Origin of the sequence: Frankia sp. Mgl5, assembly GCF_023242985.1 — a bacterium.
GTDB classification, from domain to species: domain Bacteria; phylum Actinomycetota; class Actinomycetes; order Frankiales; family Frankiaceae; genus Parafrankia; species Parafrankia soli.
Window position 1 is genome coordinate 29,706 of record NZ_JALKFY010000684.1, and the last position, 26,884, is coordinate 56,589.

The following is a 26,884-nucleotide window of genomic DNA, read 5'->3' on the forward strand; positions in this document are numbered from 1 at the left end:
GTCACAGACCGTCACCACATAAACGAGCTGTGACGAGCCCTCAGGTCACGACAGTCAGCATGGTGCGCGCAGCGTCACCACGTGCGGTACCGAGACGCTCCGCGGAGACCACGCCATATGTAGTGGTCCGTTGCCGAGCGGGACGGCCCGCGGCCTGCGCGACCTCCTCCAGCTCGGCTATGGAGCGCCGTGAGCCGTGTTGCGAGCCCGCCATCCGGCTGATCGTCTCCTCCATCAGTGTGCCTCCGAGGTCGTTGACCCCACCGGCGAGCACCTGGACGCAGCCCTCCGTACCGAGCTTCACCCACGAGCACTGGATGTTGTCGATCGCTCCGTGCAACAGGATCCGGGCCATGGCGTGCACCGCCCGGTTCTCCTGAACGGTGGGGCCCGGTCGGGCAACCCCGGCTAGATAGATCGGGGAGCTGTGGTGCACGAAGGGCAGCGCGACGAACTCGGTGAACCCGCCCGTCTCCTCCTGGATGCGGCGCAGCAGGCGCAGGTGGGCCACCCAGTGCGCCGGGGTGTCCACGTGGCCGTACATCATCGTCGCCGAGGAGCGCAGGCCGACGCGGTGCGCGGTGGTGACCACCTCGACCCAGGCGGCGGTGGGCAGCTTGCCCTTGGTCAGCACCCAGCGGACCTCGTCGTCGAGGATCTCAGCGGCGGTGCCGGGGATGGTGTCCACCCCTGCCTCCCGGGCCGCCGTGAGCCACTCCAGCGTCGACAGCCCGGTGCGGGCGACCCCGTTGGCCACCTCCATCGGCGAGAAGGCGTGCAGGTGCAGCCCGGGCGCCTGCTTCTTGATCTCGCGGGCGAGCTCGAAGTAGGCGGTGCCCGGCAGGTCCGGGTGGATGCCGCCCTGGACGCAGACCTCCGTCGCGCCGACAGACCACGCGTCCCGCGCGCGGGAGCCGACCTCGTCCAGGGAGAGCGTGTAGGCGTCGGCGTCCGCGCGGCGCTGGGCGAAGGCGCAGAAGCGGCAGCCGGTGTAGCAGACGTTGGTGAAGTTGATGTTGCGGTTCACCACGTAGGTCACGTCGTCGCCCACGGTCTGGGCGCGCAGGGCGTCGGCGAGGCCGCACAGCTCTTCCAGCGCGGCGCCCGTCGCCCCGAACAGGGTCAGCGCCTCGGCGTCGGTGAGTCCGGCCGGGTCGGTGCTGGCCCGCCGCAGCGCCGCGAGCACCTCCGGCTCCGCCCGGATGATCGCGCCGCGGGCGCCGCCGGTGGTTCCTGTGGTGGCTGTGGTGGCTGTGGTGGCTGTGGTCTCTTCGGACCCGTCCTCGGACGGGACGCCGCCACCGGCCGCCGTGCCGGCCGGGACCACCGTGCCGGCCGGAGCCGTGTCCTCGGTGGTCTCCTCCCCCGCGGCGGGTGCCACGGCTTCCGCGGCACCGGCGCCCGCCCGGGTGCCTGTGCCGTAGATCCCGTCCACCCCGGTGCCGGCGGCGCGCACCTGCTCGCGCAGGCCGGCCCAGTCGCCGTAGACGGAGTCGAAGTCGGAACGGGTGGCGGAGTGTCGTCCCTCGGTGTCCACCGCGGTGTGCAGGTCGGTGCGGCCGCTGTTCCCCAGGCCGCCGTCGGGCTCCTGCCACGGCAGCCCCGCCGCCCGAGCGTCCTCGGCGAGCAGCCCGTCCGGACCAGCCAGCGCCGCCACGTGCCCGGACAGCCGCGGGTCGATCCACGGCTCGTCCAGGTGTGTCGGGTGGACGGTCAGCCGCGGCCGCAGCGTGAAGCCCGCCGCCTCGGTCACCTCCCGCAGGACGTCCAGATCAGGCCAGGGCCGCTCCGGGTTGACGTGGTCCGGAGTCACCGGCGAGACACCGCCCCAGTCGTCGAGGCCGGCGGAGAGCAGCAGCGCGCACTCGGCGGTGTCGACGAGGTTCGGCGGCGCCTGCACCCGCATCCGCGGGCCGAGCACCAGGCGGGTCACCGCCACGGCTGCCGCGAGCTCCTCGGCGCCGACGTCCGGCTCACCGCGCATCGCGGTGTCATCCTTGGCCCGGAAGTTCTGGACGATGACCTCCTGGACGGACCCGTACTCGCGGGCCAGCCCACGCAGCGCGAAGATCGTCTCGGCGCGCTCGACGGCCGTCTCGCCGATGCCGAGCAGCAGGCCGGTCGTGAAGGGGATGGAGAGCCGCCCGGCGTCGGCCAGCACCCGCAGCCGGACGGCGGGCTCCTTGTCGGGCGAGCCGTAGTGGGCGCCGCCGGGCGTCGACCACAGCCGCGTCGCGGTCGTCTCCAGCATCATGCCCATCGACGGCGCGACCGGCTTGAGCCGCGCGAGCTCCGACCAGCTCAGCACGCCGGGATTGAGATGCGGCAGCAGGCCGGTCTCCTCCAGCACCGCGATCGCGACGGCGCGCAGGTAGCCCAGCGTCGAGTCGTAGCCGTGGGCGTCGAGCCACTCCCGGGCGGCCGGCCAGCGGTCCTCCGGGCGGTCGCCGAGGGTGAACAGCGCCTCGGCGCACCCCGCCGCCGCCCCCGCGCGGGCGATGTCGAGCACCTCGTCCACCGTCAGGTAGGGCGCGGGCAGCCGGTGCGGGACGGTCGCGAACGTGCAGTAGTGGCAGCGGTCCCGACACAGCCGGGTGAGCGGGATGAAGACCTTCGGCGAGTAGGTGACGACGCCGGGCCGTCCCAGGGAGGCGAGCCCGGCGTCACGCACGCGCGCCGCGGAGGCGCACAGGTCGGCGAGATCCTCGCCGCGCGCCGCGAGCAGGATCGCGGCCTCGGTGACGTCCAGGGTGACGCCGTCGCGCGCGCGGCGCAGGGCGCGGCGCATGGCTGCGGCGGACGGCGGCGGTTCCGGGCGGTGCCGGCTCCCCTGTTCCGGGGCCACCGCCTGCCCGGGTCGTGATCCGTCCGGTACCGCCGCCGTACTCGTCATGCGTTCACCCTGGGTAGTCGATGGATGATCGTAGGTGGATGTCCCGCGGGGCCGGGTCGCCGTCAGGGCGGGTCGGCGCGGGTCTGGGTCAGACTGTGCCGGTGCCGCGGGTGGCCCGGGGGCCGGCCGCCGGGTTCCGCAGCCGCTCGAGGGTGCCGATGAGCAGGTTCGTCCGCCTGCGGGCGGCCAGCGTGTCGGTTCGCGCGGCTCCCGGCGCGGACGCGCCGCCGCGCAGGTCCGCGTGCCGGGCGGCCGCGACCTGTGGCGCGCGGGCCCCGGCGAGGGCTCGGTTGAGGGTGGCGGAGAGGGCTTCGAGGCTCTTGGTCGTGCGGGGGCTCCTGGTAGTCCGGGGGGTCCTGATCGCGGACATGGCGGTCCTTCCAGCGACGTGGAGAGCTAGGTCCATCTCACAGCTCTCTCTAACCAGAATCAAGAGATGGCTCCTACCGGCGCGGATCGTCACGCCCGACTACCGTCCGTCCCCTCCCCGCGACACGGGAGCCGCATCCCGCCGCCGAGCACGTCACGCCCCGGCGCCCGGCGGCACGCCGGGACGGGCGTAACTCAGAGCAACGACACGACCGCGTATCGACGCAAGAAGGGCGGCACGGCGAGGCGGGGAGCGATGTGGACGGAGCGGGCGGGGCGACACGGGTACCGGACAATCCCCTCCTGCCCCCCGCCAGGGTCGTTACGCTGATCAGGTGCCACGCAACCGCCAGGAGGTCCCGCGCGAGGAACGGATCGACGCGCTGCTCGCGGTCGCCGAGCAGCAGTTCCTCGCCCGCGGGTTCGCCGGTACCTCCATCGCCGAGATCGCCCGCGCCGCCGGCATCGAGCCCGGCTCGGTGTACTGGTACTTCCGGTCCAAGGACCACGCGTTCGCCGCCGTCCTGAACCGCCTGCTCGACGGCGAGGTGGACCGCATCGCGGAGCTGCCCGGCGAGGCGGCACAGAAGCTCTTCGCCGCGCTGGACTCGGTCGAGCGACGCCGCACGCTGCACCCCTGCGTCGCCGAGCGCGCCCCGCACGCCCCGCCGATCATGGAGTACCACGAGCGGCTGCACGAGTGGCTGCACGGCCTGGCGCTGAGCGCCGTGGCCGACCTGGTCCCCCAGCCCGACCACGAGATCGCCGCCGACGCCGTGGTCGCCACGATCGAGGGCGGCCTGGCCAACCCGGCGCCGAGCCGGCCCACCAGCCATCTCGTCCGCTACCTGCTGGCGTCACTCGCCGCGGTCGAACACTCCCCGAACGCTCCGGCCACCGAGGTCACCACCACCAGCTGAACCACGACATCCGAGGGCGGGGCCGGGGGCCCCGGCCGCCGAGTCGGTGCCCGCGAGGCCCGGGGTTGCCGGGCGGGGTGCCGGGGTGTCGGGGTGGTGCGGGTGCCAGGATGATGCGACGTGAAGGTCACCGCATTGGCCGGCGGCATCGGCGGCGCGCGTTTTCTGCAGGGTGTTCGGGCTGCCCGCCCCGACGCCGAGATCACCGTGATCGGCAACACGGGTGATGACATCACGCTGCACGGCCTGCGCATCTGCCCAGACCTGGACACCGTGATGTACACCCTGGGCGGCGGGATCTCGGCCGAGCGCGGCTGGGGCCGGGAGGACGAGACGTTCGTCGTCTCGGCCGAGCTGGCGGCCTACGGGGTGGGTCCGAGCTGGTTCGGGCTCGGCGACCGCGATCTCGCCACCCACCTCGTCCGCACCCAGATGATCGAGGCCGGTTACCCGCTCTCCGACGTCGTGACGGCGCTGTGCGACCGGTGGAAGCCGGGGGTGCGCCTGCTGCCGATGTCGAACGACCGGGTCGAGACCCATGTGATCATCACTGATGACGAGGGACGTCGGGCCGTCCACTTCCAGGAGTGGTGGCTGCGGATGCGGGCGCAGGTGCCCGCCGAGGCGATCCTGTCCGTCGGTGCCGCCGAGTCGAAGCCGGCGCCGGGTGTGCTGGACGCGATCGCGGACGCCGACGTCGTGCTGATCGGGCCGTCCAACCCGGTGGTCTCGATCGGGACGATCCTGTCGGTGCCGGGTGTCTCGGACGCGCTGCGGGTCACCCTGGCCCCGGTCATCGGTGTCTCACCGATCATCGGGGGGTCGGCGGTCCGCGGGATGGCCGACGCGTGCCTGAAGGCGATCGGTGTCGAGACGTCGGCGCGCGCGGTCGGCGCGCACTACGGCGGCCGGCACCGGACCGGCCGGCCCCCCGGCGCGGCCGACGGCGTGGCCGCCCCGTCGCGGGAGGCGGGTTCGTCGGCGGAGCAGGCAGGCGCCGGCGGTGCCACCTCCGGGGGAACGACCGAAGAGCTTGGTCACGGTCTGCTGGACGGGTGGCTGGTGGACGTCGTGGACGCGGCGATCGCGACGGACCCCGACGCCGTACCCGGAGCTACCGTGAAAGCCGTACCGCTTCTCATGACCGATCTGGAGGCCACTGTGGCGATCGTGGAGGCGGCGCTGGAGCTCGCCGGTGTCTGACCTGTCCCCGGTGGGGACATCCATGACGAAGGACGGACCGGAACCCGCGGAGGCGTCGTTCCCGGGCGTCGCCGCGCCCGAGGTGGAAGGCCCGCCCCCGGTCGGCGGCGAAGCCCCGGTCGGGGAACCTCCGGCGGCGGAGGACGCGCTGCCGGCCGAGCAGACTGAGAAGTCTGAGAAGTTCGAGAACTTCGAGAAGTCCGACGAGCAGGTGGGCACGGGCGCGGCGGAGCAGGTCGGCGAGGAGCCGCTGGCGGAGCGGGAGCTGCGGATTCTGCCGCTGGGCGGGATCGGCGAGGTGCGGCCGGGCGACGACCTCGCCGCGCTGATCGCCGCGGCCGCGGCCACGGGCGCCGGGCCCGGAGGCGGCCCCGGGCTGCGTGACGGTGACGTCCTCGTCGTGACGTCCAAGATTGTGTCGAAGGCCGAGGACCGGCTGATTCAGATCGAAGGCGACAGAGAGGCCACGCGCCAGGCCGCCATCGACGCCGAGTCCGTGCGCGAGGTCGCGCGCCGCGGCCCGACCCGCATCGTCGAGACGCACCACGGCCTCGTGCTGGCGAGCGCGGGGGTGGACGCGTCCAACATCGCGAAGGACTCGATCGCGCTGCTACCGGTCGACCCCGATGCCAGTGCCCGCACGCTGCGGGACGGCCTGCGCGACCGGCTCGGCGTCGACGTCGCGGTGATCATCAGCGACACGGCCGGGCGGCCCTGGCGGCGCGGGCTGACCGACATGGCGATCGGCGTCGCCGGGATGGCGGCGCTGCGCAGCCACATCGGCGACGTCGACTCCTACGGCAACGAGCTCGGGATGACCGAGATCGCCGAGGCCGACGAGCTGGCCGGCGCGGCGGACCTGGTGAAGGGCAAGCTCGGCGCCACGCCGGTGGCGATCGTCCGCGGGTTCGCGCGCCGGCCCGACGACGGGAGCGGGTCACGCACGCTGCTGCGGCCCTGGGACGAGGACATGTTCCAGCTCGGCACGGTCGAGGCACGCCGCTCGGCCCCGTTCGCGCGGCGCACGGTGCGGGAGTTCGCCGACCTCCCGGTCGACCCGGCGGCGGTGCACCAGGCGATCGCCGCGGCGATCACCGCGCCCGCCCCGCACCACACCACTCCGTGGCGGTTCGTGCTGGTCGAGGCGCGCCGGCACGCCCTGCTCGACGCGATGGCGATGGCCTGGACGGACGACCTGCGCCGCGACGGGTTCGACGAGGACTCGGTGAGCAGGCGGCTGCGCCGCGGCGACGTGCTGCGCCGGGCGCCGGTGCTGATCGTCCCGATGATGGTGACCGACGGCGCGCATCCCTACCCGGACGAGCGTCGGGTGCGGGCCGAGGAGCGGATGTTCACCGTGGCGCTCGGCGCCGCCGTGCAGAACCTGCTGGTCGCGCTCGCGGCCGAGGGCCTGGGCTCGTGCTGGGTGTCGTCCGCGCTGTTCTGCGGGGAGGTCGTGACCGACACGCTGGACCTGCCGCGCACCTGGACGCCGATGGGCGTCGTGGGTGTGGGGCACCCGGCCGCACCGGCGCACCCGCGGCCGGCCCGTGACATCGCGGCGTTCGTCGTGGAGCGCTGAGCCGGGGCCGGCGTCGCGGTACGACCGCGCCGACGTCCACCGGCGTCCGCCGGCGTCCGCCGGCGTCCGCCGGCGCGGAGCGGCTGGGGCCGTGGTCAACGGCGCGGGGGTCTTCCGCTCGCCGGCCGGAAGGCTACGATGGCATTCACTTAATGGTCATGTTGAACTACGTACGGCTACCGTCCGGTTCATAGGACGTCCGGTTCGCGCGATCTCCGCCTGTCGGCGGACAGGCCCCGATCTCGCCGATAGTGGCGGTCGGCGGCGGGTCGGGCGGACCGCGGCGGCTCAGGCGTGTTCGACACTTCGTAGGATCGGGCCCCGTGGGGAAGAAGAGCGTCGCGCGTAACGCCCGCCTGGAGGAGCTCCGCCGCGAGCAGAAGCGGAAGGAGCGCCGGCGGGCACTGCTGATCTACGGCACCTCCGGCTTCGTCGCGCTCGCCCTCCTTGCCGGGATCATCGTCTACAGCGTCTTCGACAATCGGTCGAAGAACAAGGAGCGCAGCGTCGGCTACGTCGCCGCCGCCTCCCCGGCCGCGGTCACCGCGAACTGCACCGGGATCCGCAACGACCAGTCGTACGGCAACCAGCATGTGGGAGCCACCGACACGGTCGAGTACAAGGACTCCCCGCCGTCGTCGGGCAACCACGAGTCCGACCCGCTGCCCGACGCCATCCGGTTCTACAACCCGGACTCGGGCATCCGCGTCGAGCGGGCGGTACACAACCTGGAGCACGGCTTCGTGGTCGGCTGGTACGACGCGAAGCTGCCCACCGACCAGGTCGAGAAGCTGCGCACGGTCGCGGCCGACGCCGGGAACCGCTTCATCGCGGTGCCGTGGACGCGCAACGACTTCGCGGGCGACCAGCACTTCGTGCTGACCGGCTGGGACCGCACCCAGCGCTGCGGCACCGTCTCCGCCGACGTGGTGAAGGAGTTCGTCAAGAAGTGGGCGAACCCGCCGCTCGACGGCGTGACCTGGGACTCGCCGACCGCGGCGGAATCCGGGGCCGCGGGTGGGACTCTGAACGTCACCGAGGACGGCCCGATCGACCCGGCGGCCGCGGCCGCCGGCGGGGTGGTTCCCGGCGCCGGCACGATGACCCAGGCCCCGACCGCGCCCTGAGCGGTGCTCCGGCGCGCTCGGGGGCGCGCCGGAGCGGTCAGGCGGTGCCGGTGCGGATCGGCATGAGCAGGTAGCGGTAGTCCTCACCGTCGTCCTTGCCGGTGAGGACCGCCGGCTTGCTCGAGGCGATCTCCGGGTCGGCGGTGGCGAACCCGATGATGGCCTCGTCGCCCTCGACCGCCGCCAGGCCGTCCAGCAGGAACGCGGGGTTGAACAGCACCGACAACTCCGGGCCGTCGTACTCCACCGGCACCAGCTCGGACGCCTGGGCACCCCCGCCGTCCCCCGCCTCGGCCACGACCTGGCCGGCGGAGAACGTGAACCGCAGCGGCGCCGTGCGCGTCGCCACCAGCGCGACCCGGCGGACGGCCGCCGCGAGCACCGCCGTCGGCGCCGTGACGGTGAGCTCCGACGTCTCCGGCAGCAGCCGGCGGTAGTTCGGGAAGCTTCCCTCCAGCAGTCGGACGATCGTCTGCCGGCCATTCACGGACAGCCCGAAGCGCAGGACCCCGGCCTCGTCGACGCCCATCCCGAGCGCGACCCGGGACGCGGTGGTCGGCAGCTTCGCCATGTCGGCGAGCAGCCGGGCCGGCACGTGCGCGACCGCGTCCGGCTCGTCGACGGTGGGCTGCCACGGGATCGTCCGGACGGCGAGCCGGTACCGGTCGGTGGCGACCATCGTCAGCCCGCCCCGGGCGATCTCGAGCCGGACGGCGGTGAGCACCGGCAGCGCGTCGTCCCGGCCGGCGGCCGGGGCCACCTGCGCGACCGCCGCGGCGAAGCCGAGCGTGTCCACCTCGCCGACCGGCGGCGGGAACGCGGGCAGCACCGGGTAGTCCTCGGCGGCGAGCGCCGGGATGCGGAACCGGGCCGCCCCGCACTCGATGATCACCCTGGTCTCAGTGGCCTCGACGACCACCGGCGCGTCGGGCAGGTTGCGCACGACGTCCGCCAGCAGCCGCCCGGGCACGACGACCCGGCCGGGCTCGGTGACGACGGCCTCGACAGGGGCCCGCGCGGCGACCTCGGAGTCGAACGCGGAGACGGTGAGCGCCGGGCCCGGCGCCCGGCCCCGCGCCTGGGTCTGATCCCCGGCCTGATCCCCGGCCTGGTCCGGGGCCTGGTCCGGGGTCGGCATGGTGGCTTCCAGCAGCAGGCCCGTCAGCACCTGCTGGGCGCCGGCGGTGGGCTTCGGCACGTACCGGGCGGCCCAGCCCGTCGCGTCGGCGAGTACGTCGCGTTCCACGCTGAACCTCATGCAGGGATTGTCGCGCCGGACAACGCCGAATCTCCGCATTCCGCAGACCACCCACCGCTCGCGGCGGCGCGGCAGGCCTGTCACCAGGGCGGTTGATGCGACATCCCGGGGACGCGGGCGGGCCGGGTGCCGGCCACCGCCGCCCCGCCACCCCGCCGGCTCGACGTGCCGCCACCCCGCCGGCTCGACGCGCCGAGGGCTCGACGGCTCGCATGGCGTGTCACGACTCGGTTCGCGCACGCGGCGGACCAGGTTATCTGCGACGACATTGCGCCGGCTATTGCGCAGCACCTTCCGGTACCCCCGGCGAGGTGGGCACCACTGATCGAAAAAGACCCGTCTATCGTTTCCAGTCAGTGCTACCCGTACTACTGGGACCTGTGGGGGGAACCATCGTGGATAAGCTGACCGAAGATGCGAGCCGCGAACCGGCGCCGCCGGCACGGAAGGTTCGACGAGCAACCATCGGCGGCCATAACCCGGCGCTCGACGGACTGCGTGCCCTGGCCGTCCTGACGGTGCTCTTCCACCACATGGACCTGGTGCCGGGCGGCTACCTGGGCGTCGATCTCTTCCTGGTACTCAGCGGGTTCCTCATCACGGGCCTGCTGCTGGCCGAGCGCGACCGGGAGGGCTGGATCTCGCTGCGCGCCTTCTGGGCCCGCCGTGGTTTCCGGCTCCTTCCCGCCTTCTACATCTTTGTAGCAGCCGGCATTCCGCTCGTCCTTCTCGTCAAGGACACCGACGACCAGTGGCAGTTCCTACGCAACGGTCTCGCCGCGGTCTTCTACGTCGCCAACATCCAGCGCACACTGAATCCTCCGGACAGCGGCGCATGGTTCGGGCACGTGTGGACACTCTCCCTCGAGGAGCAGTTCTACCTGCTCTGGCCGATCGCCCTGGTACTGATCTGCCGCAGCGAGCGCTGGCGGCGGCGCCTGCCGGAGATCCTCATCAGCGCCGTGATCCTGGTGTTGATCTGGCGGGAGATCCTGATCGGCAGCGGCGTGGCGAACTTCCGCATCTACTACGCGCCGGACACCCGCTGCGACTCGCTGCTCGTCGGCTGCCTGCTCGCCACCTGGCGTTATGAGGCGCTGCGGTCGTCGGCGGGCAGCCGCGTCCTGGACGGCGACCTTTCCCGTGCCACGGGCCGCACCGCACAGCTCCTGGCCCGCGCCGCGTCGTTCGGCCCGGTGGGCCTACTGGGCCTGGTGATCCTCTTCTTCACCGGCCCCGGCCTCAAAGGCGACCCGAACTGGATGGCCCGCGGCGGCTACCTGCTCGTCGCCGTCCTCGCCGCGGTCGCGGTCCTGGGGGCCGACCAGCACCGGCCCGGCTGGTACGACCGGGTGCTCAGCGCCCGTCCAGCCGCCTGGGTCGGGCGGATCTCGTACAGCCTGTACCTGTGGCACTTCCCCGTCACCGGGGTCGCCAACGACTCGCTCGTCCCCCGGTTCGGCCGCGTCCCATCAGCCGGGGCCGCGCTCGTCGTCAGCCTCGGGCTGGCGTCGGCGTCCTACTACTTCGTCGAGCGGCCCGTGCAGCGCCGCCGGCCGGCGTGGGTGAACGCCCGCGGCACCGCGCCGCGGCGCGCTCGGACGCCGATCGTCGCGCCGTCCACCGAACCGCTGCTCGCCACCACCCAGCCCCTCACGGTGAACGGGGAGCCCGAGCCGGCGCGGCGCCTGCGCTCCTGAAGCACTACCGCCGCTCCTGAGCCACCGCCGGCCGCGCGCCAGCCGGCGGCGCGCCAGGTGAACAGCAGCCAGGTGGACCTAGGCCAGCCGGCCGTGGGTGACGACTGTCAGTAACGACGTCGCCCGCGGCCGGCTGGTTTTCATTCAGGCCCCGGAACCCTGACGTGGCAGGACGGAGCGGGCGCGCGCGGCACGCCATCGCCTTCCGTCACGGCGCTCCAGCGACCGGGTTTTTCGGCACGCCGCCGACCCGACCCAGGTGACAACTTCTTCACAGCTTGCCCTAATATGGCCGGCTGCACATCCCTCGGTGTCCGGATCATCGCGTTGCGCGCATATTGATCTACCGACCGTCGGCTGTCGCGGACGTCGGCGACCACTCGCGACGCGTCCTGATCCTGCGTGCCCGAGGGGGCAGTCGGCGTGCCCGGAAACAGCGCATACATACCGAAAGACGGCAGACCCGATCCGTTCGCCGATCTGGTCCTCGACGAGGCCTTCATCGCCGGAGCCACCCGCTACGAGGCCCCGGCCCGGACGAGAGCCGCCCTCGCCCGCTTCGGGCCGCTCGAGGACGGTTCGACGCCCTGGTGCTCGTCCGGCGCCGGCCGGCCGAGGCGGGCTGGTGGTACCTCCGGTCAGCCGCTGGCCCACGGGCGGATGTTCCGGCCGTTCCCAGAGTTCTCGCCCCCGCCGCGGTCCCGGGCGCGGATCGTACTGGCGCTGCTCAGCGCCGTCCTGTTCGTGACCACCGTCTACGGGTTCGTGGCCTCGGCCGGCGACAGTCCACCGTCCACCACACTCTCGGCGGGCCCGCCGCCCGCGGCCGGGAATGATCCCGGCCGCGACGCCGCCGCCGAATCCCTGCCGGATCTCCACCGGCGGGACTGGACGGCCGGCCACTGTTACACCTGGCTCCAGCGGGACGCCGGGAGCGCGGTCGACGACGTCCCCTGCGCCGGTCGGCATCTGTTCGAGGTGGTCGGCCCGCTCGACGTCGAATCCACGTACCCCGGCGGGGAGCCGTACCCGTCACCCGCGGAGTGGTACGCGCTCGGCGAATGGCACTGCGAACCGCTCGTCACCGCGTATCTCGGCTACGGGCTCGACCCGTCCGGGCGCTTCGCCATGAACATCCTGCACCCCGGGGAACCCGAGTGGAACGCCGGCGAGCGGGACATCGTCTGCGGCCTGTCGCTCCGCCCCGCACCCGAGACGCCGAACGAGGTGCCCGACCTGGAAGGGCAGGTCCGCGGAGCCGATCAGGCGCGGACGTGACGACGGAGCTCACGTCCTTTTCAGCCGGCGCGGTCCCGTGGCGGGCCAGCCCCGGCGGCGCATCTGTCCAGCGTCGCGAATCACCTCCGGATGAGACGCCGAAAACTGAAAGACTTTTCATGGCTACATCGGGCTGTCGCCGAACGCGGATCGGCGGCCTCGCCGGATCCGTCCTCCTCGCGGCGACGCTCCCGCTCCTCGCCGGTTGTGGATCGGGCTCCGAGGCCGACGCGACCCCGGGCGGCGCGGATATCACGAGCTCACCCAGGCCGTCAGCGACGGCGACGGCGAAACCGCTCCGCCTCGAGGACTACGTGCTGACCGCCGACCCCGGGACCGCAGGCCTCACCGACCCGCTGCCCGCTCAGGCCCCGCTGGCGGCCGTCGTAGCCGTCGAGGCTGGCTGCGGCCCTTCGGCCGGGTCGGCGTCCGGCAGTGAGTACGGAATGGCGGGCACGGCGGTCCAGGTGGTCGGTAGGAAGGTGCCGTCACCCTTGTACTCGACGTACATCATGAGCGCGGATGGCACGTTTCCCGAGGGGAACGACGCCGTGATGGTGGCGGAGGCGCTTCCGGTCTCGTCCAGGGTCACTGTTGCCTGGTCGGGCCAGAATCCGTGGGAGATGACCACTGTGCCGGCCGGCGTTCCGGTGGCTCCGTTGATCGGGACGATCCTCACCCGGACGGTGTAGGGCTGACCGGCCACGATCCGGTCCGGTGGCGTGACCTCGATCCGGCCGTTCTGGATCGTCGTCCCGCCCTTGAAGCTGATCGGCTGGTAGAACTCGTTGCCGCTGTAGGTGGCGGACATGCGCTGGACTCCGGGTTCGAGCCGGACCACCCATTCGCCCGTGGCGGAGCCGGGGCCGGGCTTCAACGTCACGGTGTTGCGGAGGGTGTCGTTGATGACGATCTCGACCGTCCCGGACATGGTCGGACGGCGCGACCCGACCATGCTGAGAGCGATGTGAACTGATACCGGTTCACCCTCGCGCTCCTGGACCGGGGTGATCATTCCCATCGGGCTGAGACGTTCGTCCGCCGGCGGTGTGGGTGTCGAGGTGGAGTCGGCACTCGGTGTGGGCTCGGGATCCCCGGGGGTCGGGGTCGCCGTGGCGGGTGGCGCGGTCGGAGTCGGTGTCTCCGGAGTCGCCGTGACTGGCGGTGCGCTGGTCTGCGCCGGGCCACCGGGGCCACCCGACGCGGGCTGACAGCCGCTCAACGCGAGCCCGGCAAGCCCGAGCCCGGCGGCGATGAGCCCGGCACGACCTCGGCCGAGCCGGCGAGGAGTGGACGAGCACGATCTGGGCGAACGTTGCGCGAGCGAATCGGCCCGTAGCGGGGACGCGCCGAAGGAGAACACCTGCACCAGCACCCTTTCTCCGTACCAGGAATCACCTGGTCAGCTACGCCGTGAACGGTGGCTTCCGGCTTCCAGCGGTGATCCGCACGAAGAGGACGGAAAGCTCAGCAGAATAGTCGGTGCTGTTCCAGCACAGGCTCTCGGATAGCCGAGAGCAGGGGTCTTTGGGCCCCGGACACTCTCAACTCTTGTCCAAGCAAAGAGAAAGCAGACCATCCACCCCACAGCGCCTGGACCGCGGAGCGGACCCGCGGGGGACTTCTTCGCACCCTGCCCTAATATGGTCGGCTGCACGGCCGCCAGTACTCAGATCATCGCGTTGGGCATCAGCCGATCTGGACGACGGTGGTTGTTGCGGTCGTCGGCCACCAGTCGCGACGCCCCCAGCTCCTCTGATCGCGAAACCACCGAAAATCCCAGCTCCCGAGGAGACGCCGGCATGCCCGGGGACAGCGCGCCGCCCGCGCCGAAGAACGACGACAGCGACAACCGCAGCAGCGACGGCGGCGACCGCCGCAAGAACGACATCGACCAGCCGGACCCGTTCGCCGGTCTCGTCCTCGACGAGAGCTTCGTCGCCGGGGCCACCAGATACGAGGCACCCGCCCGCACCCGGGCCGCCATCGCGCGCTTCGGACCGGTCGAGGACGGCAGGACCGCCTGGCGACCGCATCCACGAGCCCGGCGGTCACGGCTGCGGTCCACCCGGCCGTTTCCGGACGCCGCGCCCCGAACAGGGTCGCGCGGCCGGATCGTCCTGGCACTGATCAGTCTCGTCCTGCTTGGCAGCGTGGTCTACCCGTTCGTCATGTCGAAGATCAACGATGCGCCGCCGACCACCGTGTCCGCCGACGCGCCCGGCTCCGCCCCCGGCGATCCGGCCGGCGGCCCCGACGCGTACGACGACCACAGTCCGGACCTACGCCGGTGGGACTGGAAGTCCGGGCGTTGCTACAGCTGGCCCCAGGTGAACACGGACGTCCCCGTCGACGACGTTCCCTGCGCCGAACCACACCTTTTCGAAGCGGTCGGTCCACTCGACCTGAGCCCCGCCTACCCACGGGACGCCCCGTACCCGTCGGGGTCCCAATGGGATGATATCGGAGCACGTCATTGCGGCCCGCCGGCCGATCAGTATCTCGGCCACCCGGTCGACCCATTCGGGCGCTACGCGGCAAGCACCATCCATCCGCAACGACCGGAATGGGAGACCGGCGACAGAGACGTCGTCTGCGGACTGATCATTCGGAGCGACGCCCCCCGCGACACGCCATGGCTCATGAGCACCTTCTCCGGCGGCGTTCGAGGCGCGGACCAGGCCATGACCTACCAACCGGGTACCTGCTTCCGCGACGCGGCCGACGACAGCCAGGAGCAGGTCTCATGCCAGGAGCCGCACCACGCGCAGACGGTCGGCACGATCACCCTGCCCGACACCGCCGACGGCGCCCCGCCCTCGTCCGAAGTACTCGAAGACCTTGTGGAAGCCGCGTGCGCGCCCCAGGTCGCCCCCTACCGCACCCAGGGCGTCGACGGGGCAACCGTGCAGACCGGATGGCATCTGATCCGCCCCGAGAGCTGGAATGCGGGAACACGATCCACCACCTGCACGGTCAGCCTCGTCGACCAGGCAGGCAACAGACTCGAGACGACCGGCCCCCTCAGCCCCACGGACCACTCGGGGACGTTCACCACGTAGACGTGTGACGGGCCGGCCACGCACCCATCAGTAGCCGGTTCATCGCATCGCGCAGACGTTGGCCTGAGCCTCTGGGCCTGCTGCGGACGTCCGCGACCAGTCGCGACGCATTCTGATCCTGTGTGCGCAAAGGAGTAGCCGGCGTGCCCGGAAGCAACAACCGCAGCAGGTTCACCTCGGTGGCCAACCGAGCGGCCCGGTTCATCCGGCGGCTCCGACGGCCGCGGGCCGCCGAGTGGCGCGATCACCTCACCACCATCGCGATCAACGTCGTTCTCCTCGGCGCCGTGATCTGCGGGCTTGTCGTGGTCCTCGGAAACCGTACCGCGGACCGTGAGGCCGCCGAGGCAGAGCAGGCCGCATCAGCAACCATCGCCCCGGTCGGGCCGTCGACGACGGCATCCCCGAACGCCGACGCCGTCGTCGAGTTCCCGCAGCAGCACTACCAGCCCGGCCGGTGCTACTCCTGGCAACAGCATGTCGACTCGACCTCAACCCAGGACGTTCCCTGCGCGGGTGTCCACTACTTCGAGGCGGTCGGCGACATCAATATCCGGTCGGATCACCCGAGCGCCGGTGCCTATCCCACTCCCGAGGAGTGGGACGCCGTCACTGAGAAGTACTGCCTACCCATGATCGAGAAATTTCTGGGCCACCCGCTCGACCCCACCGGGCGCTTCTCCGCCGGTCTGATCCGGCCTCAGGAACCCGGCTGGAATATCGGCCAACGCACGGTCACCTGTGGCATCACCGCCGGCATGATCGAATTTGATCCGCCCGCGTTCCGCCCGTTCGAAGGCAGCGCCCGCGGCGCCGACCCGTCCGTGACGCACGCCGCCGGAACCTGCCTTCCCGATGCCGGCGAGGACGGGTTCGTCGAGGCTCCCTGCGACACCCCCCACCACGTACAGAGCATAGGAGTGGTGAGCGCGCCGGAGACCCCGGACGGCGCGGTGCCGTCCGACGCATGGCTCAACGAGCAGCTCGGAACGCGGTGCGACAACCTCGCCGATCCATACCTGGCGATCGGCCATTTCGGCGGCGCGCTCGTGGAGCCGCGGTTCAATCTCATCGCCCCGGAAAGCTGGCGCGCGGGGAGTCGCCGCACCACCTGTTTCGTCGGATTCGCCGACAAGACCGGCTCTCCCATGACCGTCACCGGAACCATGACCGCTCCGGTTGCCTGAACGCTGCGACCGCCTCAATCATCCAAGCCAAGAGCTACGAGCAATGATTCAATGTCTCGCGCAACCACACGCCAGTTATCGTAGATCGTCAGTTCAACTACGGTAGGTCGCATCATGGAATCCCTATAATCGAGCGCTATCGGCATGCCAGGACCAAGGCAGCCAATGAACAGCGAACGGCCAGGCGCTAGGTTCCCCGGAGGCTTCTCCAAGCTAGCCAACCCCAGATACTCTACTTGGAACGCCGGACCCGGGTACCCGCTCCGCCACGTCTCACTATGAGCCCTGATCGAGTCGACACCATAGAATTCCAGCCTAACGGGATCTTCATAGAATACCCTCTTCAGGATATCCAGAGAAGGAACACTCCATCTCCCTCTAGAAATTGCCGCAACAAGTACGACCGGAAGAGGAAACCCGCGAATTACAGTCGGTCCAGTTTCACCCACCGGGCCCACGCCTTCCTTCCGATTGCAGGCTCAATCGCCTCTAGGGTTTCAGATCTCGACCCGACCGGCACCATCGGGTCCCCGAAATTGCGACCATTCACGCTCCTCGACAACCATTTCACAGAAAGCCCACCATCTTCGACAAAGACCGTCAATCCAATTGCCGAGCGCGAGCCAGAAAAATTCCCGAGGAGGATTCGACCGTGCCCTCCGAGACGGTGTCGACCCGCTGGTACTCGTTCTCTCCTGCGATAGGCATCAGCTGCCCGGCAGGGGTACGAATTCTATCGGCTGCGGTGAGGTCGCCAGCGTCGACCCAGGCGTGGTCGGTCTGGTCCCAGAAGGGGTAGCCGTCGGTGGCGGTCAGGACCGCGGGGCCGTCGGGGGTGGTGACGGTGATGTCGACAAGATCCTTCATGCCGTGGCCGACGATGAGCGCGGTCACGGTGCGTGGGCCGGTCTGGCCGGTCTGCGGGTCGGTAGCCAGGACCTGGTCGCCGGCCCGGATGTCGCGGATCTTCTTCCGGGACCCGTCAGCCATCAGGACCTCGGTGTCACCATCGAAACTGTTCGGCTCGCAGCTCCCACCCTCCGAGGAACGGATACCGAGCTGCTCCGCCAACTCGTCAGCAAGAGAGTCCACACCACGCTGACAGACACGACTCCCACCAAGGGAATACCGATCCGAGAACGGATTCCCGACCTGCGAGCACGTCTCGTCCGGCATCGCCGGCCGGCACGTCTCCACCAGGCCACCACCACCCGGCACCGAAGCACACGGATTCTCGAAAGCATCCCGCCCCACCGGATCCGCCGAACCATCAGCACCCACCGCGGGAGCAGCATTCCCCGCATCCCCCTGGACGGCAGGAAGCGGATCCCCGACACACCGCAGAGGAGGACCACATACAGGGACCCGGAACGGAGCCGCGGGAGCATCACAGTCGAGATCAGCGAAGAGTCCCGGACCACCACTGCTCGAATTCGGCCGGGCAGGACGATCCCGCTCAGCAGCAGTACCCGGATCAGTCGCCATCACCAGAGGAACAAGAAGCCAGCTGAGATCCGGACCCTGCGCAGCCGCCGCCGGGCTCCCTCCTGTTTCCGGCGCGGTGGCGGGTTTCGGAGTCGTTCTCGGCACGATTGCAGGGGCGGGGTCGTAGCGAGGATTTGATGCCGGAGGAGGCGGTGGGTTGTAGACCGGCGCAGGATCAGCGACGGTCGCGGGAGTCGCTGGAGGTTCCGGATCCAGCCCAGGGTCCGGGACGGCTGGATACAGGTCGTAGAGATACCAGAATTCATCAAAACTCTGATCCGGCTCGGCGACAGGCTTCGGGTTATCCGACTTCACAGCATCGACCGCGTCGTCACAGAATGCTGCGCACAACCCGACCGCAGCCAGGCCAACCCCGTCGACAACGACCTGCGCGAGAAGCGGTGCGGCGAAAACGACACAGAAAGGACAGGATCCGGTGGGGTCGTTGTAGGCCAACGGGTTTGCATTTGCGTAGGTGTATCTGTTGGCAGTTACCGAACCGGCGAAGGGGACGTCCATCGGGTCTCGGGAGATGAACGTGCCGGTGCCGGGGGTGTACCAGCGGGCCTGCGCGGACACCTTCGCCGTCGTCGGGTCCGTCCACGAACCCTGATAACCCACCCGCACACTCGCCGCACCCGCGACCACCGGCTTACCGAACGGGTCATACGACCGGCTGTCCGTCAACGACGCACCACTCGTCGTGAACGCACCCACCAGATCACCATGAATATCGGTGAGCGTCGCCCAGTTCCCCGCCGACGTCCCGACCGAGATGACATCCCCGTCCGGATCACGGGAATACGCCGAGGCCCCGTCCGTCACCGGCTCGCGTTCCAGACCCGCGTAGATCAACCGGGTGCCGTTACGCGCCGCCAACCGACCCAGCCCGTCATAGCCATACGTCGTCGCCGCACCCGTGTCATCCGACACCAGATGATCGAAGGCGTCGAACACCGACGTGGTCGTCGTCGACCCCTCGACCCGCGTCGCCAACGTCCCCCGCGGCGTGTACGAGTACGTCGCCGTGCCATCCGAAAGCAGCCGGTTCCGCTGGTCGAACGTCGCCGCCACCCCGTTGATCGAGGTCCGGTTACCCGCCGCGTCCCAGCCGTAGGTCGTCGTCACCGACGCCGGATCCGTCCACGACGTCAACCGGTCCGCCCGGTCGTAGGTGTACGACTGCGTCCCCGCCGACGCCACCGTCCCCGGACTGATCACCGTCGACAGCCGGTTGTCGTTCAGGTCATAGGCGTACGTCTGCGCCCGCAACGTCCCACCCGGCCCAGCCAACGTGTCCGACGTCGTCCGACCCAGGTCGTCATAACCGAACGTGCGGGTCGCACCCGGGTTGGTGTAGGTGACCGAGGTGAGTTGCCGCGCCGGGTCGTAGTTCAGGCTCCGCGACCCACCCGTCGCCGTCCCCGTGACGAGGTTCAGGTCACCGCGGGAGTTGTAGCCGAACGAGCTGAAGGAACCGGGGTCACCGCGGGAGGCCATCCGGCCGTTCGTGTCGTAGGTGAACGTGGTCGTCCCACCGTTGCCGGACGCGCCGGTGACGAGGTCGCGGTCGTTGTAGGTGACGTTCTGCGTGCCCTGCGGATGCGACATCGACGTGACCCGGCCAGCCAGGTCGTAGGTCAACGACCGCGCCGCGGCCACCGACCCGCCACCTGAACCGGTCTCCGCCGTCAGACGGCCCAGCTCGTCGAACGTGCGTGTCCGCACGACCCCGCCAGGGGCCGTCTCGCTGACCGGCAGGCCACCGGCGTCGTAGGAGACCTTCCACTCCCGGTCGGCGGTGTTCGGGTGCGCCGTCGTCGACGCCTCGATCACCGACTCCCGCAGGTTCATCGGGTTGTAGGTGTAGACGACCCGGTTACCCCGGCCGTCGGTCATCCGGGTGAGCACACCGGCCTTCGCGTAGCCGAAGGCCGTCGTGATGGACGTCGAGGCGTCCACCGGCTCGACCACGGTGCGGAGCTGGTTGAGCGCGTCGTAGGTGGACGTCGTCGTCCAGCCCAGCGCGTCGGTCTCCGACACCGGGTTGCCCGCCGCGTCGTACGCCGTGGACGCCGCGCGCAGCTCGACGTCGGTCGGCGAGAGCTGCGCGGCGCGCACGGGCCGGCCGGCGCGGTCGTAGGTGGTGTGGGTGGAGCGGCCGAGCGGGTCGGTGACCTCCGCGAGCCGGCCGGCGAGGTCGTAGCTGTAGGTGGTGAGGTTGTTGCCCTCGTCCCGGCTCTCGGTCAGGTCGCCGGCCTGGTTGTAGACGGCGGTGTGGGTCTGGCCGCCGGTCGCGTTCGCCGGCATGCGGACCCGGACGACGTCACCGGCGTCGTTGTGCACGGTGTAGGTGGTGAACGTCGCCGCCGGCGTCCGCTCGGTGTCCGTCGTCGCCCACACCCGGTCCAGGTCGTCGTAGGCGAAGAACGTCCACGCGCCCAGCTGGTCGACGGTCGACAGCACGTTGCCGACGTCGTCGTAGTTGATCCGGCGAACACCGGCCGTGGCCGTGCCGACCTGCGGGTCGGTGATCGCCACTGGACGGTTGAGCTTGTCGTACACCGCCGTGGTCGTCTCGCCGCGGCGGTCGGTGTGCGTCAGCACGTTGCCGTTGTCGTCGTACGTCCACGACTCCGTGGGCGTGATCGCCGAGCCGCCCGGCGGCGTGTACGGCTGCCCGGAACGCTGCGTCGGCTGGCCGACGGCGTTGTAGACGATGGCCGTCACGTTGCCGCGGGCGTCGCGGCTGCGCGTGACCTCGCCGAAGGTGTTCAGGATCCCGTCGGAGGTCTGCTGCTGGTCGGTGGGTGCGGCGCCCCACTCCTCGACGGCCACCGGCGGCGACGTCGTCCGCGACGTCAGCCCGATCTGGTTGGTCGCCACGGTGGTCGTGAACGCCGCGTTCGGCGGCCCGCCCGCCACATAGCCGCGGGGGTCGGTGACCGCGGTGACGAAGCCCCGCTGGTCGTGCTGGTAGTTGGTGACGAACGTGGCGGTACCGTCTCCGAAGACCGTTTCGGACGTCGGCCGGGACGCGTCGTCGTAGGCGACGTCGACCCGCTCGGTCGCCGTCGTCCCCGCGGCGCCGAACACGGTCGAGGTCACGTTGCTGTTCGCGTCGTAGGTGTAGGTGGACGTGCGGACCACCGAACCGGGGGCCACGGTGTTCGACGTGACCCGCCCGGCGGCGTCGTAGGCGGTCTGCGCGGTCCGCAGCCCGCCGCCGGCGGACGTCGAGGTCGGGTTGCCCGCCGGGTCGTAGGACCGGTCGACGACGGTGACGTCGTAGGCGCCGGAGCTGGAGAGCACGCCGTTGGTCAGGTCCGGCGGCCGGTAGCCGCGGCGGATCTCCTGCCGGGGCAGGTCGTCCAGCCAGTAGGTGTGGTCGGTGGTGCGGCCCTCGGCGTCGGTCACCGAGGCGAGCCGGCCCGCCGGGTCGTAGGCGCGCGACTCGGCCAGCAGGTCACGGGGGGTCGAGCCGGCGACCGGGTCGTCGACGAAGTCCTCGACGGTCGTCGTCGCGAGCAGGTTCTTCGCCGTGTACGTGTACGAGGTGACGGTGCCGTTCCCGTCGGTCCTCGTCGCGATGTTGCCGTTGGCGTCGTAGGTGACCGAGGTGGTGGCCGCCGCGGAGCTGCCCGAGCCGACGGTCTGTGACGTCTGCTGGTCGGCGTTGTCGTAGGCGTAGGTGGTGGTCCGGGCCTGGTCGCCGCCGGTCGAGTCGGAGACGACGGTCTGGGTGATGTTGCCGTTCAGGTTGTAGCTGTTCGTCGTGACCGCGGTGTGGACCACCGAGTTGATCGGGTTCGTGACCCCGGGCGCGGTGACCGTCGCGACCCGGGAGAGTTTGTCGTACGTCGTCGTGGTGGTCAGGCCCGACGGGTAGGTGTCCGAGATCTCCTTCGACGTCAGCCGGCGGCCGATCTCGTCATAGGTGAACTCGTGCACCAGCCCGGCGGGGTCCTGGTCGCGGCGCAGGTCGCCCTTCGAGTCGTAGCCGAAGGTCGTGACCTTGCCGCGGGCGTCGGTCTGGCTCGCGAGCAGGCCCCGCGGGATGGTGCCGCCGCCGATCGCGGTCTCGACGCCGGTGGTGAACGCCGAGCTGGTCGTCCGTCCGGTCGGGAAGTCGGGGGTGGACGGTGTTCGCGTCTGGATCAGGTCACCGGACGCGTTGTAGGTGTAGCTCGTCCGGTAGGTGTCGTCGGTCGGGGAGGCGGAGCGGGCATCCCGCACGGCGGTGATCAGGTCGTTACGCGGGTCGCCGGGGGCGCCGACGAAGTAGCTGTAGTACTCCGTGAACTGGATCGGGGTGGTGCCCATCATCGCCCGGACCGTGGTGCGGCCCAGGACGTTGCCACGGGTGTCGACCTGCAGCTTGAGCAGGTTGCCGTTCTCGTCCTTGACCTGGGTCAGGAACCCGCGGTCGTTGTAGCTGAACGTCCGCTCGTCGGCGCCGTCGCGCCGGGAGATCAGCTGGCCGTTCTTGTACTCCCAGTCCGTGGTGTGGTTACGCGGGTCGGTGATGCGGATGGTGGTGGTCGCGCCGGTCGCCTGGACGGCGAAGGACGTGCGCTGGGCGAGGCCGTCCTCACGCCAGGCCACGGTCCCGTCGGTGTTGTAGCCGACCTTCGTGTCGATGTTGCCCCGGGGCAGGGTGATCTGGTTCAGCTTGCCGTTCGCGGCGTAGCCGTAGGTCGTCGCCGTCGATGTGTGCGGCGCCGTGACGCTGGTGAGCTTCCCGGACGTGTAGCCGTAGGACCAGGTGAGGGCTCCGCCGTGAGCCGCGACGGAGGGCGTCGAGACGGAGTTGACGTGCCCCGCGGACCAGCCGAACGTCAGCGACCGGCCGCTGGTCGGGTTCACCGCGGAGGTGAGGTGGGCGCTGCCGTCGTAGTTCACCAGGAGCTGGCGTCCCGCGACGTCCGTGACCTTCGTCAGCCGCCCGTCGGAACGGAAGGAGTACGAGGTGCCGCCCTTCTCGGTGAGGGTCGTCCCCGCGGTGGAGATGATGTTGTCGAGACGCCCGGAGCCGGTGGCCTCGGCGAAGGGCCCGACCCGGCTGCCGTAGTACACGGCGGGGTCGTTCGCCGACATGAACTGGACGCCGTTGCGCAGCACCCGGATCTGCGGGCCGTTGGTCTCGACGCGCAGCACGTCCGCGGCGGTGCAGCAGCTGCCGGCCGGCGAGGTGACGACGGTCGTCTCCACACCGTCATCGCGTTTGATCAGCTGCCAGGTACCGGCGCCGGGCTGCGCCACGAGCCGCCAGTAGTTGTTGGGGTCGGCGTACCGGAACGCGAGCCCCAGCCCGGCCTGGGCGACCGGCATCGTGAACGAGAAAGCCCCGTCGGAGGCGCCGGACACCGTGGCCACGTTGCGGTTTCCCGATGCCGTCGCGAGATAGGCGGCGTTTCCGTTCACTCCCCACACGGACCCACCGGCCGGCTGCCATTTCTCGCCGTTGTCCGTGGTTCCGAGCGTGGCCGTCGAGTTCCCTCGGGTGACGGAGTCACGGTGCTGGTCGTCGATCATGGTGATCGAGCCGATGCGCCCCGAGCCGGCACTCGCGACGTAGAGGCCGGCGCGGGTGACCGTGCTGAACGCGCTGTCGCTTGCCGAGCCGACGACCTGGTTGTTGCGCAGGATCGAGATCAGGCTGCCCGACGTCGTGACGGCATACGTGTCGGTGGCCGAACAGCACGCGTTCGCGACCGTGGTCACCTGCGTCTCGCTACCACCGACACGTTTCGCCAGGACGAGCGAGTTGGTGGATGGCTGGACGTACAGCATCCACATGTTGTCGATGTCCTGAACGCGGAACGCGACACCGATCCCGTCCTGCGCGACCGGGGCGGTGAAGCGGATGGTGCCGTCCGCGGCGGCGGGCATGACGGCGGCGTTGCGCTGCCAGATCGAACCGGATATCAGGTAGGCGTCGTTGTTCGAGATTCCCCAGGTCCCGTCGAGCACCTGCCAGCTCTCGCCCGTGTCGGCGAGACCCAGCGACGTCGTCGAGTTCGGGGCCGTGAAGGAAGCCACCTTCGGTGACGGCGCCTGGAGGAGCGAGAAGACGCCGTACGGCGGTTCGAAGGAGCCGTCGCCGTTCCGGCCGAACCGCTGGAGTCGGCCGTCGGGATGGCGAACCAGGATGGTGCCGTCGCCGGCCGTGTCCGGACTGGCGGCCATGTCGAACTCGGAGGTCCACCCGGCTCCGAACAGGCCGTCGGCAGCGCTCAGGCTGTTGTAGGTGCGTGACAGTGAGAGCGCGGGGCCGGCGCCCGACACCGAGGCGTCGGTGACCGTGGAACTGTAGTTCTGCGCCAGCGGGTGGACGTGCGAGACCGGGGGCACGTAGGGATCTCGTCCGAGTGTCGCCTCGGCGGCGGGTTGGACGAGGGCGGGCCGGATCAGGATCGGACCGATCCAGGCGCTCTGGTAGGCACCGTCGGTGACCCGGCCCCGCCAGTAGTACGAGGTACCCCAGTTGAGCGCCCCGGCGGGCGGTTGCCAGGTCGTCCCCGCCTGCCAGCCGGAATCCCAGCACTGGCCCGACGCCGCGTCCGTACCGGTACAGAGCTGGAACTGGTAGGTCAGCGGGTTCGGGGCGTTGTCCGGATCCGAGCCGGCGAGGGTCAGCGTGGGCCGCAACGAGGCGACCTCGGTACCGCTCGGCGGGGCGACTCCGGTGACGATGGGCTCGGCTCCCGTAAGGGTCACCGGGGTGGACATGTAATCGACGCCAACCGTGGAGAACCAGGTGACGCCCGATTCCTTCATGTCCCAGCGAATTTCGTAGACCCCGGCCGGGAGCGGGTCGACCGTCGCGGTCAGATCAATCGTCTGGCCCGGGTTCACCGTGACCGGCATGTTGGTCTCGGCGCCCTCCTGGTCGTAGAGAACACCGTTCTGGTAGACGTGGTAGGAGAGTTTGAAGTTGCCATTCGCCGGCCACGCCGTCTGACCGGAGTTCTTCACCCGGACGACGACGGTTCCCGGCGTGGTCGCCGTTGGCTGCGTCGCCCACTGTGCCGCCCCGTTGGGGTACGAGTACTGCGCACCGGACGAGGACCAGTTGAACTGCAGCATCGGACGGTAGTCGGTCGACGGGACCGCCGGGTTACACCAGCAGTCACTCGTGTAGAACGCCTTGCGTGCCGCGTCGTTCGTCTCCGACGCCGTGATGGCGATACCGAAGTTGGCGTATTTGTCGTGCGTCCAGACATGGACCAGATCACGCAGCCTGTCGTCACCGAAGCCGATGAACTCCTCTGCGGGAAGACAAGCACTGCTGCCCTGGTTATGAGCAAAAGTCGACTCGGCGACAACCGGGCCCAGGGTCGCGCCGGGCCAGGTCATCGTGGTGCCGACCCAGGGGATCATCACCCGGCGCAGACTGACCGGATACGGTGTACAGCCACCAGCCGACTGGTAGTTGACGAGCCGCACCTGCGCATTGGTGACGTGGACGCCCGTGAAACCGTCCTCCCCGGGGAAGTTCAGATAGCCCCGCACCACGTCTGTCTGGTATTTGCCCGCGTACATCCGGGGAGATCGGCAAAGTTGGTGTTGGGCTGCAGGGAGGAGATGTACGTGTCGTCGGTGTTGGCCCGTATCGTCTGGCCGACGACGTTGAAGGTGGGGTCCACCCGGACGGGGAAGACCCGGGCGGGATCCGACAGCCATTCCCGGTCGAGGTCCACCCGGAGGATCTGGGCGCCGTCCTCGCCCTCGGCCAGGCTGTAGGTCACGCCGGTGGAGGTGGCGGGCATGCCGCCCTCCGTGCGTGAGTCCTCCATCCACCCCGGTGGGATCACCGCGCGCGGCTCGCCGGCCTTGTCCTCCAGGACGACCTGCCGGTCGTCGACCCTGGCGGTCAGGCCCTCCAGCGCGAGCGAGAACTCCCACGTGGTCGGTGCCTCCGGTGACCGGAGGACGATGACCTCCTTCAGGCCGTTCGGGTACGGGCCGAGCTCCAGGTCGGCCGACTCACGCACGCCGGCGAACGTCGCCTTCGAGCCGTCGACCCGCGCCGTGGCGGGCGCGGAGTCCGCCAGGCCGAAGGACAGCGACATGCCGTCGCCGAGCTCGACGCGCCCCAGTTCAGGGTCCGTCGCAGTCTGCGCGACCTCGACCGGGTGCTCGGTCTCGGCCGCGCGGAGCCGGCCCGGCTCCGCCTGCTCCAGCGCCGTGTCGATGTCGACCCAGGCGCCCTTCTCGTCCTGGAACCGGACGGGGCCCGTCGTCGACTCGGTCGTGAACGTCCCGTCGGGGTTTCGGAACTCGCGGGTGCTCTCCGTACGCTTCTGCACGATCTCCGTGCGTCCCGCCTGCGGTTTGCCGTCACGGCGCCCGGGGCCTGGATCGGGCTTGACGATCCGGGACTCCCCGAACTCCGCGCGGAGCGCCCCTCCTGGTCGCGCCGCGGCGGGTGGGCCGACGGCAGGCTTGGGCGGCGCGGACGGGGCCAGCGAGGCCCGCGGGTCGGTGAGTCTCACGTCGCCCAGGCCCGGCGTGGTCGGCACGGCGCCCGGCAGATCGGGGACGGCCTTGTCGACCGCCGCCGGGTCCGGGGCCTCGACGGCCTGGGTGGCCTCGGTCGGGACCTCGTGGTCGCGGCCGTCGGCGGAGCCCGAGCTGCTTTCGGGCAGGCCCATGTCCCGGAAGGGGTTCTCGAGCGCGACCGGCCGGCGGCCCCCGCCCCCCGGGCGCGCGCCCCCCGCGGCGGGGGCGCGCCCCCCCCCACGACCACCCGCACCGCGTGCACCACGGGGTTCGCGACCAGGTCCGCCGCGACGGCGTCCGCGAGCGCGGCGGTGT

At 70.6% G+C, this 26,884-nt stretch carries 14 protein-coding genes; 8 read left to right on the plus strand and 6 right to left on the minus strand.

The window, feature by feature from the left end; translation table 11 throughout:
• Nucleotides 1-40 precede the first annotated feature (40 nt).
• Entirely contained in the window at nt 41-2,893 is a 2,853-nt protein-coding gene (locus tag MXD62_RS24980) for a bifunctional FO biosynthesis protein CofGH (protein ID WP_248831889.1), read from the minus strand.
• An 88-nt stretch (nt 2,894-2,981) separates the two neighbouring features.
• Complete coding sequence (locus MXD62_RS24985; protein ID WP_248831890.1) at nt 2,982-3,263, minus strand: hypothetical protein; 282 nt, start codon at nt 3,261-3,263, stop codon at nt 2,982-2,984.
• Nucleotides 3,264-3,597: 334 nt separating this feature from the next.
• Here MXD62_RS24985 and MXD62_RS24990 point away from each other — a divergent pair, with 334 nt between their 5' ends.
• The 4 genes from MXD62_RS24990 (at nt 3,598) to MXD62_RS25005 (ending at nt 8,094) form a co-directional block, all read left to right on the plus strand.
• Nucleotides 3,598-4,182 (plus strand): TetR/AcrR family transcriptional regulator, encoded by a 585-nt coding sequence (locus tag MXD62_RS24990; protein ID WP_071064544.1) that lies wholly within the window; start codon nt 3,598-3,600, stop codon nt 4,180-4,182.
• A 120-nt stretch (nt 4,183-4,302) separates the two neighbouring features.
• A complete protein-coding gene (gene cofD / locus MXD62_RS24995; RefSeq protein ID WP_248831891.1) occupies nt 4,303-5,385 on the plus strand; it encodes a 2-phospho-L-lactate transferase in 1,083 nt (360 codons plus the stop codon).
• Nucleotides 5,386-5,407: 22 nt separating this feature from the next.
• Complete coding sequence (locus MXD62_RS25000) at nt 5,408-6,967, plus strand: coenzyme F420-0:L-glutamate ligase (RefSeq protein WP_248831892.1); 1,560 nt, start codon at nt 5,408-5,410, stop codon at nt 6,965-6,967.
• 323 nt (nt 6,968-7,290) lie between these two features.
• The gene (locus MXD62_RS25005) at nt 7,291-8,094 is read left to right on the plus strand and encodes a DUF3105 domain-containing protein (RefSeq protein WP_248831893.1); all 804 of its coding nucleotides are present in this window, start codon (nt 7,291-7,293) and stop codon (nt 8,092-8,094) included.
• Nucleotides 8,095-8,131: 37 nt separating this feature from the next.
• Here MXD62_RS25005 and dnaN read toward each other — a convergent pair whose 3' ends face one another.
• Nucleotides 8,132-9,352: a DNA polymerase III subunit beta gene (dnaN, locus tag MXD62_RS25010; protein WP_248831894.1), complete on the minus strand. Its 1,221-nt coding sequence runs from the start codon at nt 9,350-9,352 to the stop codon at nt 8,132-8,134.
• A 395-nt stretch (nt 9,353-9,747) separates the two neighbouring features.
• On the opposite strand from dnaN, the gene MXD62_RS25015 reads away from it, so the two are divergent.
• Nucleotides 9,748-11,052 (plus strand): acyltransferase, encoded by a 1,305-nt coding sequence (locus tag MXD62_RS25015; RefSeq protein WP_248831895.1) that lies wholly within the window; start codon nt 9,748-9,750, stop codon nt 11,050-11,052.
• A 423-nt stretch (nt 11,053-11,475) separates the two neighbouring features.
• Nucleotides 11,476-12,330, plus strand: coding sequence for a septum formation family protein (locus MXD62_RS25020; RefSeq protein WP_248831896.1), 855 nt, complete (start codon nt 11,476-11,478; stop codon nt 12,328-12,330).
• Nucleotides 12,331-12,694: 364 nt separating this feature from the next.
• Here the strand turns inward: MXD62_RS25020 and MXD62_RS25025 are convergent, their stop codons facing one another.
• A complete protein-coding gene (locus MXD62_RS25025; protein WP_248831897.1) occupies nt 12,695-13,705 on the minus strand; it encodes a hypothetical protein in 1,011 nt (336 codons plus the stop codon).
• Nucleotides 13,706-14,132: 427 nt separating this feature from the next.
• Here MXD62_RS25025 and MXD62_RS25030 point away from each other — a divergent pair, with 427 nt between their 5' ends.
• Nucleotides 14,133-15,392, plus strand: coding sequence for a septum formation family protein (locus MXD62_RS25030; protein WP_248831898.1), 1,260 nt, complete (start codon nt 14,133-14,135; stop codon nt 15,390-15,392).
• A 143-nt stretch (nt 15,393-15,535) separates the two neighbouring features.
• The gene (locus MXD62_RS38880; protein ID WP_248831899.1) at nt 15,536-16,579 is read left to right on the plus strand and encodes a septum formation family protein; all 1,044 of its coding nucleotides are present in this window, start codon (nt 15,536-15,538) and stop codon (nt 16,577-16,579) included.
• A gap of 600 nt (nt 16,580-17,179) precedes the next feature.
• Here MXD62_RS38880 and MXD62_RS25040 read toward each other — a convergent pair.
• Complete coding sequence (locus MXD62_RS25040) at nt 17,180-25,609, minus strand: RHS repeat-associated core domain-containing protein (protein ID WP_248831900.1); 8,430 nt, start codon at nt 25,607-25,609, stop codon at nt 17,180-17,182.
• Nucleotides 25,564-26,721 carry a hypothetical protein gene (locus MXD62_RS25045; RefSeq protein WP_248831901.1) on the minus strand — a complete coding sequence of 386 codons (1,158 nt, stop codon included), beginning with the start codon at nt 26,719-26,721 and terminating at the stop codon, nt 25,564-25,566. Before MXD62_RS25045 ends, MXD62_RS25040 begins: the two co-directional genes overlap by 46 nt.
• Nucleotides 26,722-26,884 lie beyond the last annotated feature (163 nt).